The organism is Achromobacter sp. 1012554356, from assembly GCF_059760815.1.
In genome coordinates this window covers 1-12417 of sequence record NZ_JCBANC010000101.1, presented here as the reverse complement: position 1 = coordinate 12417, position 12417 = coordinate 1, and the positions used below count along the sequence as shown (strand labels likewise).

The 12417-nt window shown below is 64.4% G+C and carries 8 protein-coding genes; 4 read left to right on the top strand and 4 right to left on the bottom strand.

What is annotated here, in order from left to right; translation table 11 throughout:
• Nucleotides 1-574: 574 nt before the first annotated feature.
• From AC6LJW_RS28830 to AC6LJW_RS28820, 3 genes are all read right to left on the bottom strand, one after another.
• Nucleotides 575-4630 (bottom strand): CheR family methyltransferase, encoded by a 4056-nt coding sequence (locus AC6LJW_RS28830; protein WP_498088912.1) that lies wholly within the window; start codon nt 4628-4630, stop codon nt 575-577.
• 193 nt (nt 4631-4823) lie between these two features.
• Nucleotides 4824-5663 carry an NAD(+) synthase gene (gene nadE, locus AC6LJW_RS28825; RefSeq protein ID WP_056563716.1) on the bottom strand — a complete coding sequence of 280 codons (840 nt, stop codon included), beginning with the start codon at nt 5661-5663 and terminating at the stop codon, nt 4824-4826.
• A gap of 82 nt (nt 5664-5745) precedes the next feature.
• Nucleotides 5746-7296 (bottom strand): PAS domain-containing hybrid sensor histidine kinase/response regulator family protein, encoded by a 1551-nt coding sequence (locus tag AC6LJW_RS28820; RefSeq protein ID WP_498088911.1) that lies wholly within the window; start codon nt 7294-7296, stop codon nt 5746-5748.
• Nucleotides 7297-7462: 166 nt separating this feature from the next.
• Here AC6LJW_RS28820 and galU point away from each other — a divergent pair, with 166 nt between their 5' ends.
• The 3 genes from galU to AC6LJW_RS28805 all read left to right on the top strand — a co-directional run bounded on the left by galU (nt 7463) and on the right by AC6LJW_RS28805 (nt 9754).
• Nucleotides 7463-8296 carry a UTP--glucose-1-phosphate uridylyltransferase GalU gene (gene galU / locus AC6LJW_RS28815; protein ID WP_498088910.1) on the top strand — a complete coding sequence of 278 codons (834 nt, stop codon included), beginning with the start codon at nt 7463-7465 and terminating at the stop codon, nt 8294-8296.
• Nucleotides 8297-8311: 15 nt separating this feature from the next.
• Complete coding sequence (locus AC6LJW_RS28810; protein ID WP_498088909.1) at nt 8312-8527, top strand: hypothetical protein; 216 nt, start codon at nt 8312-8314, stop codon at nt 8525-8527.
• 153 nt (nt 8528-8680) lie between these two features.
• Nucleotides 8681-9754 (top strand): FUSC family protein, encoded by a 1074-nt coding sequence (locus AC6LJW_RS28805; RefSeq protein WP_235512108.1) that lies wholly within the window; start codon nt 8681-8683, stop codon nt 9752-9754.
• A 48-nt stretch (nt 9755-9802) separates the two neighbouring features.
• On the opposite strand, the gene AC6LJW_RS28800 is transcribed toward AC6LJW_RS28805, so the two are convergent.
• Nucleotides 9803-10972: a zinc-dependent alcohol dehydrogenase gene (locus tag AC6LJW_RS28800; protein WP_427986184.1), complete on the bottom strand. Its 1170-nt coding sequence runs from the start codon at nt 10970-10972 to the stop codon at nt 9803-9805.
• 56 nt (nt 10973-11028) lie between these two features.
• Between AC6LJW_RS28800 and AC6LJW_RS28795 the strand changes: the two genes are divergently transcribed.
• Nucleotides 11029-12042 (top strand): DUF2243 domain-containing protein, encoded by a 1014-nt coding sequence (locus AC6LJW_RS28795; RefSeq protein ID WP_498088908.1) that lies wholly within the window; start codon nt 11029-11031, stop codon nt 12040-12042.
• Nucleotides 12043-12417 lie beyond the last annotated feature (375 nt).

Below are 12417 nucleotides of genomic sequence, written 5' to 3'. Positions count from 1 at the left end.
CGCCTGGGGCGCGCCGGACTGACGTGCAGCTTATGAAGTGCCGGCGCAGCAAGGCGCCGTGGAGATATCGCGTTGAAATCGGAGAAAGGCGCCGTTCGGAAAAAATCCGACCCGGGCGGAACCTGCCCGGCTCTGGCAAGGCAAGCTCGGGCCCGGCGACAGCCGGGCGCTAGGTGGCGCAAACAAGACCATCGACTTTCGCACAAGCATCCTTTATGTCGTTGACGAGGAAGACAGGCCGAAAACGTGCTGCGTGGTCGAGCGGCGGATGGAACATCCGCTGGCGGGCGCTGGCACGGTACGTGCTGGGCGCGACGCGAAAGCACAGCTTAAGTAGAGGTGGCGCTTCGTGCAAGCTTTTCTCGTTTGCACTGTGGGCTTACGGGGACGAAAGCGAAGCGTTGGAAACTGCTGCGCAGACTACTGCGATGGGAGCAAGCGGCACGGGCAGCGATCCGCGGGCAACCTGTTGCCAGACTAAACAAATAGGAACAGAAGGAATCCACCCGTAGTAAGGCGAGCCGGGAAGCGTCGGCTAAGCGCAAGTGGGTGTCCCCTTCCCGAGACGTGCGAATTACCCGCGTAGCCGCAGCTTGCGTACCACTTCAAGCAGATCATCCAGCGAAACCGGCTTGCTGATATGGGCGGAAAAGCCCGCGCTGACGGCCTCCCGCATGTCTTCCTTGGCGCCAAAACCGGTCAGCGCGATGGAAGGCAGGTCGCCGCCGCCGTCTTTCTGGCGAATGGCCCGCATCAATGTATAGCCGTCCATCTCGGGCATGCCGATGTCCGACAGCATCAAATCAAAGCGGGCGGTTTCAAGAATTTCCAACGCTTGGCGGCCGTTGGAGGCGGCCGTCACGTCGGCCCCTTCCATGTCCAGCAGCTCGTGCATGATGTGCAGGACGTCCTCGGAGTCGTCGACCAAAAGCACCTTCAGCCCTTCCAGCGGCATGTCGGCGTTGGGTTGCGGCGCGTCTTGGGCTTCGAGGGAGCCCGCCAGGTCCAGCCACACCGTGAAGCGCGCGCCCAGGCCGACGCCATCCGAATGGACCTGGATCGTGCCGTCATGCGCGCCCACCAGTTCGCTGACAACCGCCAGGCCGATGCCCAGTCCCGGGGTGACGCCTGTCTTTTGCCGCGCGTCGCCCTGGCTGAACATGTCGAACACGCGGCCGATGAACAACGGATCAATGCCTTGGCCCGTATCCGCGACTTCGAGTTTCAGGCGGTTCTTCTCGACGGCAAGCTTGAGCGCGACGGAACCCCCCTCGGGCGTGAACTTGATCCCGTTGTTCAGCAGGTTCCAAATCACCTGCTCGATCCGTACGGGATCCGCATCCAGGTAGATCGCCCGCGCCGGGTCAAAGTCGCTACGCAGCTCGATGCCGGCGGACGACGCCACGGGTTTCAGCACATCGAGAATGTTCTTCGCGATGGCCACGACGTCGATGATCGACCTGTTCAGCGCCAGCTTGCCCGTCCGCACGCGCGACAGGTCCAGCAAATCGTCGATGATGCGGGCCTGACCCTTGACCGAACGCTGGATCAGGTCCGTGGCGCGCGCCGCGGGCGCGAAATTGCGCACGGCCGGCGTGCGGGCCAGCAGCTCGGTGTTGAGCTGGATCAGGTTGAGCGGGTGCTTCAGTTCGTGCGACACGACCGCAAAGAATTCGTCCTTCAGCACGTTATCCGCGTGCGCGCGGTCCAGCCGCGACTCCTGCTCGGCGTCGCGCAATTTCAGGTCGGTCACGTCGCGCACAATCTTGGCGAACCCCTGGTAAACCGGATCGTCCATCCGGTTCACACCGCCCGTGCAGAACACCAGGCTGCCATCCTTGCGCTTGTGCCACCGCTCGTCAGGGGCGTAGCCGATCTTCCTGGCGCGGTCCAACTCATACCCGGGTCTGCCTGCCGCGATATCCTCGTCGGTGAAGATGATTGCAATGGACTTGCCTTCCGCCTCAGCGCTGGTATGGCCAAACATCAGTTCCGCGCCAATGTTCCAGTTGGTGATGATGCCTTCGTTATCCAGCGTCATTATCCCGAAGTCGCGCGCGCTTTCGGTCGTCAGCTTCAAGTGGGCTTCGCCCAGGCGCACGCGGTCTTCTGCCTTGCGCCGGTCCGTGATGTCGATGAACGTAAGGACCGCACCTTCGATGCGATGCTCGGCGCTGCGGTAGGGCAGCAGCCGTGCCAGGTACCAACGGTCCGTCGTGCTGTGCACCTCGCGCTCCAGGGGCCGCAGCGACTCGAACACGCCGGCGGCGTCCTTGTCCAGGTCCGGATAATCCAGACGATGTGTGATGTCGAGCACCGAACGTCCGGCGTCGCTCGGAATTACATTGAAAATATCGGCCGCGCGGGGCGTGAACCACTGGATGCGCATCATGCGGTCCACGAACACCGTGGCAATATCGGTTGACGCGATCAGGTTTTGCAGGTCGTCGTTGATCTTCGCGGTTTCATCGACCTTCGCCTTCAGTTCCGCGTTGACCGTAATCAGCTCTTCGTTGACGGACTGCAGTTCTTCCTTGCCGGTCTCCAGTTCTTCCGTGGTGGAACGCAACTCTTCATTGATGGCCTGAAGCTCCTCGTTGGAGGCCTTGAGCTCTTCCGTGGAGGTTTCCGCCTGCTCGATGGTCGCCTGCAACTGACCCTTGGTGCGCTGGAGTTCGGCCTCCAGTTGCGTCAGTACCACCGCGGAGCCAGTCGTCGGACCCGCTGCACCCTCGGCGCTCATGATGTCCTCGACTTCCTCGAACAGCACAAGCATGTAATCGCTAGCCGATTCCTCATGCCGGAATGGCCGCACCACCATGTTGACGTAGGTCTGGCGCTCGCCGAACGTCATTCTCACGCGCCGCGCCTCGACACTCTTGCGCGAGTGCAGGGCCTGGAACATCGCGGTGCGCAGTTCCGTGCGCAATTCTGGATGCACCGACAAAGGCAGATTGCGCGAGGGTTCTCCGCCCGGGTGGCGCAGGAAGCGGCCTGCCCGCTCCGAAATGTGCACGATGTCGTTGTGGGCGTCGACGATGACACTGGGCGGCGCATACATCTCTAGCGCGCGTTGATGCACGGCGGCATACGAGACCTTGGGCTGGCGCACCGGCGCCGACGACGCGTGCACCGGCCGAACGTAATTGAGCCCCCCGTCGGTGAGTTCAGGCATGCCGCTCAGTTGCGCCGGCGTCTCCCGTGCGGCGTAGATGCGGTGACGCTTGTCCACCACTTGAAAGAGCTCCGGGCACGCATCGGCCGATTCGGAACTGCCAAGAAAAAGATAACCGCCCGGCTTCAGCGCGAAGTGGAACATGCGCAACACGTCGCGTTGCACGTTGCGGTCCAGGTAGATCAAGAGGTTGCGGCAACTGACCAGATCCAGCTTCGAAAAGGGTGGATCGCGCAGGATGTTGTGCACGGCAAACAGCACCCGCTCGCGGACGTCCTTCTTGATGCGGTATTCATTGTCCTGCCGGCTGAAGTAGCTTTGCAGCATGACTTCGGGAACGTCGCCCTTGATGGCCATTGGATAAGCCGCCGCCCGGCCCACGGTCAGCGCCGATTCGTCGATGTCGGTGGCAAACAGCTGGATCTTGGGCGGCTGGGGCAACGCTTCGGCCTGCGCACTCATCAGCATGGCTAGCGAATAAGCCTCTTCGCCTGTGGAACACCCCGCCACCCAGGCGCGCAACGCCATTTCCGGCGAGTTGCCCAGCGACTTGAACAACTTGGGCAACACGTATTCATCCAGATTGGCGAACGCTTCCTTATCGCGAAAAAACTGCGTGACGCCGATCAGCATGTCGGACAGCAGCTTGGGGGTCTCGTCGATGCGTTCTTGGAGCAGCTTTCCGTATTCGGGTAGGGTCGACACGCCCGTGACCTGCATGCGGCGCTCGATTCGGCGCAGCACCGTGGCCTTCTTGTAGTGGCGGAAATCGTGCGCAGTGCGCGCGCGCAAGAGGGCAAGAATGTCCCGCAGCGCGTTGCGATCCTGTTGCGACTCGTCAGTCGCCTGCTCGGCGTCGGCGGCTCCGGAGGCCTCAGCCTCGGTCAGCGGCGGCAGGTGGATGCTGTCCATGTTTTCCGCGATCTGCTTGAGACGCGTCGGCATGTCGGCCACAGGTAGCACAATGTCCACCATGCCTGTGGAAATCGCATTGCGCGGCATGGTTCCGTGTTCTGCTTCCTCGGGCAACTGCGCGAACGTCACGCCGCCCTGCTCCTTGATGCGGGCCAGGCCCACCGAGCCGTCCGACCCGCCCCCCGACAGCACGATGCCCACGGCACGGGTCGTATGCACATCGGCCAACGTGCGGAAAAATTCGTCAATGGCGATGTGACGGCCTTCCGGCCGGCTGGCGCCCATCGAGACGCGGAGATAGCCATCGACCATCGACAGCGAGGCCGCCGGGGGAATCACGTAGATGTGATCCCGCTGAATCGGCACCGGCTTGGTGACCTGCATGACCGGCATGCGGGTGCTGGACTGGAGAATCCTGTCGAGTACGCTTTCGTGGTTGGGAGACAGATGCACCACGACGACAAAGGCCATGCCCGGCTTGGCGGGCATGTGCGAGAAGAACGTCTTAAGCGCGTCGATCCCCCCGGCCGAGGCCCCCATCCCGACCACCGGAAAGTTCAGGTCACTTCGGGCGACTCCCGGTTTGTTATTGGGAGCGGACGGGGAATCGGACATTTTTAGCCTGTAGTCGCTTGCTTGGGGGTATCGGCAATGATACAGCCGCTGGGCTGCGTCAGACGCCATGAAAGCTGTCTCGCAGACGGAGATCCCGCACGGTGGCCGAGAGGCCAGATCATTCCATCGGTCCTGGCGGCAAGGACCGTTTGTGACCCGTGGCGCGGTACTGGCGCTCGATCACCGCGACTGCGTCGTCCGCGACCTCCTCGCCTTCCAGATACGCATCTATCTGCGCGTATGTCACGCCGTACGCGTCCTCGTCCGGGCGCAGCGGCCGCAGTGATTCCAGATCGGCAGTCGGGACCTTGAGCACCAGCCGGTCCGGCGCGCCCAGCAACGTTCCCAGCGCCCGCACGCGCCGCTTGGTCAGGCCGCGCAGGGGCAGCACGTCCGCCGCGCCATCGCCATGCTTGGTGAAAAAACCCATCAACGCCTCGGCGGCCTGGTCGGTACCAATCACCAGGCAATCGAACGCGCCCGCAATCGCATACTGAGCGATCATGCGCTGCCGCGCCTTGATGTTGCCGACGTTGAAATCCTCGGCCGCCTCGTTCGGGTACTCAAGGCCAGCAGCGCTCAGCGCCTCGCGTTGCGCGTCCACGGCCGGCTTGATGTCGACACGCATGCGGCGGTCGGGCGCAATGAAATCCAGCGCCTGCGCCGCGTCCTCCTCGTCGCGCTGCTCGCCATAGGGCAGGCGCACTCCGATGAACGTGGCCGGTTTCCCCTGGCTGCGGACGCGCTCGACGGCAAGCTGCGCGATCCGCGCCGCCACCGTGGAGTCCACCCCGCCGCTGATTCCCAGGACATAGCCTGCGCGGCCTGACCGCGTCAGGTAATCGGCAAGGAACGCGATCCGCTTCTCCAGCGCTGCGGCGGCGTCAAACGCCGTGGTGACGCCCAGTTCCCGGGCGATGGCATCCCGCGCGCGCGAGAAGGTCGTTCCTGTTTCCATGGGCAATCCTTTGCATTGGCATATTCGTGCAGCAATCCGAGTTTCCGGCCCGAAGCCGTTTTCGCCGCGTTTAGGTCTTCGCTCAAGGCATCGTGTGCGCGTCGTCGGTCAGCACCTGCATCAGCGCATCGACGGAGTACGGCTTCTGCATCACCGGAAAGCCCAAGGCGCGCGGCCCGGCCATCGCATCGCTGTAACCGCTTGCAAGCACGACTCGGATGCCGGGCCAGCGTTCGCGGATCCGCCGGGCGAGGTCCATGCCGTTCATGCCGGGCAGCACGAGGTCCAGGATCGCCAGGTCGAAGCCCCCGTCGCGCTGTTCCAGTTCGTGCAGCGCTTTCTCGGCATCGACCGTCCAAGTGAGGTCCTGGCCAAGCTCCGCCAGCCACGCCGACACCACCTCGCCGACCATGCGGTTGTCCTCCACCAGCAGCACCTCGCGGCGCACCGGCACGTTGACCATGACGCCTGACGCGGGCGTCTCGACCGCCACGCCGGGCGACTTCACGGCCGGCAGGTAGAGCGTAAACGTGGTTCCCATGCCCACGGTGCTGTCCACCGTGACATCGCCGCCGGACTGCTGCACGAAGCCCTGCACCTGGCTCAGGCCCAACCCGGAATTCTCGTGCTGTCCCTTGGTCGTGAAAAAAGGCTCGAACACGTGCGCCAGCACGCCGGGCGCGATCCCCGCGCCAGAATCCTGCACCGACAGCGCGACGTGCGGACCGTTGAGTTTGGTATGGCCTACCAGTTCCGACGCGTCGGGCACGACCTGGGCCAATATCTTGAGCTGGCCACCGGACGGCATGGCATCGCGCGAGTTGATGACCAGATTCAACAAGGCCGATTCCAGTTGCCCCGGATCCGCGAAGATCGTGCAGTCGCCCGGCCCGAACTCATAGCTGATCGCGACCGACGACCCGACCGAGGTCTCGAAGAGCTGGCGCATCGACGCCAGGCTGTCGCGCACATCAAACACGTGGGGCTGCAGCGGCTGCCGCTTGGCGTAGGCAAGCAACTGCCGGGTCAGCTGGGCCGCCTTTTCGGTGGTGTCGATGATGATGCCCACATAGCGCATCAACGACGGGGGCAGCTCCGGATAGCGCTTGATGAACTCCGCCGAAAAGCGGATCGCCGTCAGGAAGTTGTTGAAGTCGTGCGCGACCCCGCCGGTCAGGCGGCCGATGGCCTCCATTCGCTGGGCGTGGTGCATGGAGTCGCGCGCTTCCTGGAGCTGCTCGCGCCGCTCCTTCTGTTCGGTGATGTCGCGCGTGATCTTGGCGTAGCCCACGAGGACGCCGCGGTCGTCGTGGACCGGGTCGATGACCACGCTGCACCAGAAGGTGCTGCCGTCCTTGCGGACGCGCCACCCTTCGGCCTCGAAGCGACCCTCCAACCGCGCCGTTTCCAGCGCGCGCCGCGGCACCCCGGCATTTCGGTCTTCGGATGTGTAAAAAACGGAGAAATGCTGACCGATGATCTCGTCCGCGCTGTATCCCTTGAACCGTTCAGCGCCAGGATTCCAGCTGCTTACCCGACCTTTGGCGTCGAGGAGATAGATGGCGTAGTCCCTCACAGCGCCTACTAGAAGGCGATAAGGGTCCTCGGACGGAAAATCCGGTAACGAAGTCATGCAATCTCCCCACCTGCATATCTATTCATATTCAGTGCGCTCAGCAAACGCCGTGCCGTCCGCGCAATCCTATTACAGCAATCGCCAGACGGGCACGGAATTTGCTGTAACGCATGTCAGTGGGCGGTCCATTCCAGGCGCCGTCCGGGCATAGAGGGCCTGAGCAATGCAACCGATTCGTAAAGCTGTGTTCCCCGTCGCGGGCCTCGGCACCCGCTTTCTTCCCGCCACCAAGGCCATGCCCAAGGAAATGCTGCCCATCGTCGACCGGCCGCTGATCCAGTATGCCGTCGAAGAAGCGGTCGCGGCAGGCATTACCGAACTGATCTTCGTCACCGGCCGCAACAAACGGGCGATCGAGGATCACTTCGACCGGGTGCCCGAACTGGAGTACGACCTGGAGGCGAAGAACAAGAACGCACTGCTCGAGACCGTCCGCAACGTCATCCCGGACAGCGTCAAGTGCGTCTACACCCGCCAGCCAGCCGCCCTGGGGCTGGGCCATGCGGTGCTCTGCGCGGCGACCATTGTAGGCAACGAACCGTTCGCCGTGCTGCTGGCGGACGACATGATAGATGCAGACGCCCCCGTGATTGGCGAGATGATGAAGGTGGCCCGGGAGTTCGAGGGCAGCGTCCTGGCGATCCAGCAGGTGCCCAAGACCCACACGCACCAGTACGGGATCGTGTCCGGCAGCCGCAAGGCGCATGGCGTCATGAGCCTGACCGGCATCGTGGAAAAGCCCAAGCCCGAGGATGCGCCGACCGATCTGGCGGTGGTCGGGCGCTACATCCTTGAGCCCGAGATCTTCGCGCTGCTCGAAGCCACCCAGGCGGGCGTGGGCGGCGAAATCCAGCTGACTGACGGCATCGCCGCCCTGCTCAAGTCGCGCAAGGTCTTCGGTTTCGAATACGAAGGCGTGCGCTATGACTGCGGCAGCAAGGAAGGCTTTTACCGCGCCACGATGGAGATCGGGCGCAAGTATCACAACCTGGCTTGAGAAAGGAATCTTCCCATGACTGACTCGAAACCCGCTCCCCCGCCCAATCCGCCGCCCTCCCCCCACGTCGAGCGCGCCGACACCGGTTACACGGGCCAGCCGGCCGTGGACGGTCCGCCGTCGGGCGATGTCAATCAGAACGCGGACTCCAATTCGGGGTACCCCGCCGGCGGCTCGCAAGCGCCGGCCGGCAAAGATCCGTACGGACGTCCCAAGAAAGCCGGTTCCTGAGCCAGCCCACCCGGATTTGCCTTGCGCCTTCAGCGACCGCACGCGGCCTTCCGCGTGCGGTCGCTGCCCTATGAGCGCCCGTTCTTTCCGCTGTCTGAAGATACGGCCGACGCGCGCGCCGTTCCCGCCAAGTTGTAGATGAATCAGTTGCCGATGAGCCCCCTCTTTACCCATTTGGCGAAACGCGCCGCCGCTTACCGCGCCGCCATCGCCGAGGACAACGTCCGCCTTCCGCTGCAAACCGTCGCGGCGGTGCTGCTGGCCTACGGCTGGATGACGTGGTGGCAGATGCCCGACGTCGCCTGGGGCGCCTTCTCCGCCCTCTTTGTGGTGCGCGCCACGCTCGAGGGCACGGTCGGCGAGGCCGCTGCCCGCATCCTGGGCGCGCTGATCGGGGTGGCGTTGGGCATCACGCTCGTGCCGCTGGCCCACGCCGCCAACATTCCCGCGCCGTGGGCCATCGTGGCCGGCGTCGGCGCCGCCGCCTGCCTGTCGATACGCTGGCCCACGCTGAACTACAGCCTGGTCACCGCGACCATCCTCACCGTCACGCCGGACGCCGACATCGTGGCCGGCGCGGTGAACAAGACGCTCGCCATCGTCGTGGGGTCCATTGCCGGAATTCTTGCCGCCTTCGCGGTGCTTCCCCTCTCGGCTCGATACAGCATGCGCTACAACCTTGCCGCCTCGCTGCAGCTCTACGGCGAGCTGCTGGTCGAGTGGGCCGCCGCGGTCAACGAAGGGCGTGCCCGCCCTCGGCCGCGCGACAAGCCCGCGCTCGAACGTACCCACTGGCGCGCTCGCGACATGGCGAGCCAGTCGCGATCGGTGCCCATTCGTATCCTGGGCGCGGACACGCAGGCCCATCGGCTGCAGGAACGGATCGAGGAACTGTGGCTGACCGTGCCCTTGATGGAACGCGTCGGCGGCATGGAACTGACCGACAACGTCTGCCTCCGTCTGGGCCCCGCGCTGCACGACGTCGCGCAGGCTGCGCGGCAGCAGATCGACGGGCTGGCCCGGGTGATTCGCGACAAGGGCGCCGAAGCGCCCATGTGCAGCACCGGCGAGCCATTTGCCAAACTTGATGCCGCCGTGGAGGAAGCCGCGAGCGGCGGCGGATTCACGGCCCGCGAGCGCGTGGCCGTGGATCTCATCCGCTGGTCCTGGCACGAAGTCACGCGGGAACTTGACGCCTTGTGCGACACCGTGCAGCCGGAACCCTGACAATCGCAAGGCCGGATGCGGGACATCCGGCCTCGGGTGGTCAAAGCGTCAAGGCGTCAGCACGACCTTGATGCAGCGGTCCTCCTTGTCCCGGAACGTCTTGTACAAATCAGGCCCGGCCTGCAGCTTGGCGCGATGCGTGATGACGAACGACGGATCGATTCTGCCCTGCACGATGAGGTCCAGCAGCTCGTCCGTCCAGCGCCGCACGTGGGTCTGGCCCATGCGCCAGGTCAGACCCTTGTTCATCGACGCGCCAAACGGAATCTTGTCGATCATGCCGCCATACACCCCCGGCACCGAGAGGATCCCGGCGGGCTGGCACACGTACATCATTTCGCGCAGCACGTGCGGTCGGTCGGTCTCGGCGCCCACTGCCTGCTTCACGCGATCGTACAGATGCTCCATCGAGCTGCTGGCATGCGACTCCATGCCGACCGCGTCGATGCATTTCTCCGGACCCTTGCCGTTGGTCAGCTCCTTCAACCGTTCCACGACGTCCTCGTCCTGAAAGTTGATCGTGACCGCACCGCAATCGCGGGCCATCTGCAGGCGCTCCGGCACGGACTCGATGCAGATCACCTGGCGCGCGCCCAGCAGAATCGCGCTCTTGATCGCCATCTGGCCGACGGGGCCGCCGCCCCACACCGCCACCGTGTCGGTCGATTCGATGTCGCACTGCTTGGCCGCCTGCCATCCGGTGGGCAGGATGTCCCCCAGAAAAAGCACCTGTTCATCCGACAGTTCATCGGGCACCTGCACGTGCGTCGAATCGGCAAACGGCACGCGCACGTATTCCGCCTGGCCGCCGGCGTAGCCGCCTGTCAGATGGGTGTAGCCGAACAACCCGGCCGTCGTGTGGCCGAACATCTTGGCCGCCTGTGCCGCGTTGCGGTTGGTGCGTTCGCAGACCGAGAAGTTGCCGCGTTTGCACTGGTCGCATTCCCCGCAGGTGATGGTGAACGGGATCACCACGCGGTCGCCGATCTTCAAGTTCTGCGCCTGCGCGCCGACTTCCACGACTTCGCCCATGAACTCATGACCCATGACGTCGCCGGACTTCATGCCGGGCATGAATCCGTCGAACAGATGCAGATCGGATCCGCAGATCGCGCACGCGCTCACCTTGATGATCGCGTCGCGCGGATGCTCGATGACGGGATCGGGAACGGTGTCGTAGCGGATGTCGTGTTTGCCGTGCCAGCAAAGTGCTTTCATCAGAATCTCCTTTGACGTGACCGCAACACGCGATCAGGCGTGGCGCAGCAACTGCCATGCCGCGCGACGATTCATCAAAAACGTTTGCGCGGGCGCACGAGCCAACGCAGATCCTGCGACGGCGGTCGAAAAATATCCACGGCGAGCCTACGCCTTGCCCCGCAATGGCCGGTGATCCGCGCAATGCTTTCAAGCCGCGCGGCCCGCGCGAGATCGGCACGATGCTTGCGGAGGGCCTTATTCCAGGAGCCCTAATGAAACTTGTCCGCCCTCCCGATGATCCGACCGTTCCCCACCGCGTGCGCCGCGCCAGCATCCTGCTGGGCTTCGCCATGGGCGGCTTCTTCGACGGCATCCTGCTGCACCAGATCCTGCAATGGCATCACCTGCTCTCCAACGTGCAGGCCGGCCCGCTCGGCAGCCTGAGCGCCCAGGTCGCCGCCGACGGCGTCTTCCACGCCATCATGTATATCGTCGCGGCCGCAGGACTCATCGAGTTGTACCGCGCGCGCTCTGCCGCTACGACCAGCCCGGCAATCCGTCCGCGCTGGGGCCACTTCTGGATCGGCTTCGGCGTCTGGCACATCATCGACGCACTGCTCTCGCACTGGATCACCGGCATACATCGCATCAAGATGGACGCGGACAACCCGCTGGTTTGGGACTTGGCCTGGTTCGTCGTGTTCGGCCTGGTGCCGCTGCTGTACGGCTGGCGCACGCGCAACCATCGCCGCCCGCCGCCGACAGGGCGGGCGGGCAAGACGTTTGCCACCTTGCTGGTCGCAGGCGTGCTGGCGGGGGGGATGTTAAATCTCTTTCCCTTGCGCGCGGACGCCGACACCACCGTCATCGCGCTGCGGCCCGGCGCGTCGCCCGGGGCGATGTTCCAGGCGCTGGCGGATACCGATGCGCGGGTCGTCTGGGCGGATTCGCAGGGATCAGTGTGGGTGATGACCGCGATCCCGACGGCGAAGAAGTTGCGCTTATTCGCCTCGGGCGCGATGTACGTCAGCGGGTCGGCGGCACCGGCCGGGTGTTCGGCGTGGTTGAAGGCGGCCACGGCCAGTTGAGGTGCGTTTTTCTTATGGCCGGTGTCAGACACCCCGCATAACGACCCGCAGTTTGAAGGACACCGCGTAGGGGTGTCAGACACCTGGGAGCATCTGCATCCGCGAGCGCGAAGCGTCATCGCCGGACGCAAGACACAGCGTAAACTCCACCAGGCCGCCCGCGCGGCCGCCGTGGGGCGGGCCCCGCCAAACGCTCCATGCCCACACGGACGCCGGCAAGAACCTTAAGAACCCAACTCGCCCCAACGCCCGGCAAGTTCAAGCCACCGGAGCCCGGCGTGGCGTCGGCCTGGGGGGCGCGGGGCGTGTAGATGCGCCCGAGGGAATCTGAAGGCAGTCGCCGAAGGCGACAACGAAGATGACAACGGGGAAGTG

Bases quoted from the DNA above. Each gene is read 5' to 3' on its own strand.
- AC6LJW_RS28830 (WP_498088912.1), bottom strand. From the start codon at position 4,630: ATGGGGGCCTCGGCCGGGGGGATCGACGCGCTTAAGACGTTCTTCTCG.
- nadE (WP_056563716.1), bottom strand. From the start codon at position 5,663: ATGGAAACAGGAACGACCTTCTCGCGCGCGCGGGATGCCATCGCCCGG.
- AC6LJW_RS28820 (WP_498088911.1), bottom strand. From the start codon at position 7,296: ATGACTTCGTTACCGGATTTTCCGTCCGAGGACCCTTATCGCCTTCTA.
- galU (WP_498088910.1), top strand. From the start codon at position 7,463: ATGCAACCGATTCGTAAAGCTGTGTTCCCCGTCGCGGGCCTCGGCACC.
- AC6LJW_RS28810 (WP_498088909.1), top strand. From the start codon at position 8,312: ATGACTGACTCGAAACCCGCTCCCCCGCCCAATCCGCCGCCCTCCCCC.
- AC6LJW_RS28805 (WP_235512108.1), top strand. From the start codon at position 8,681: ATGAGCCCCCTCTTTACCCATTTGGCGAAACGCGCCGCCGCTTACCGC.
- AC6LJW_RS28800 (WP_427986184.1), bottom strand. From the start codon at position 10,972: ATGAAAGCACTTTGCTGGCACGGCAAACACGACATCCGCTACGACACC.
- AC6LJW_RS28795 (WP_498088908.1), top strand. From the start codon at position 11,029: ATGCCGCGCGACGATTCATCAAAAACGTTTGCGCGGGCGCACGAGCCA.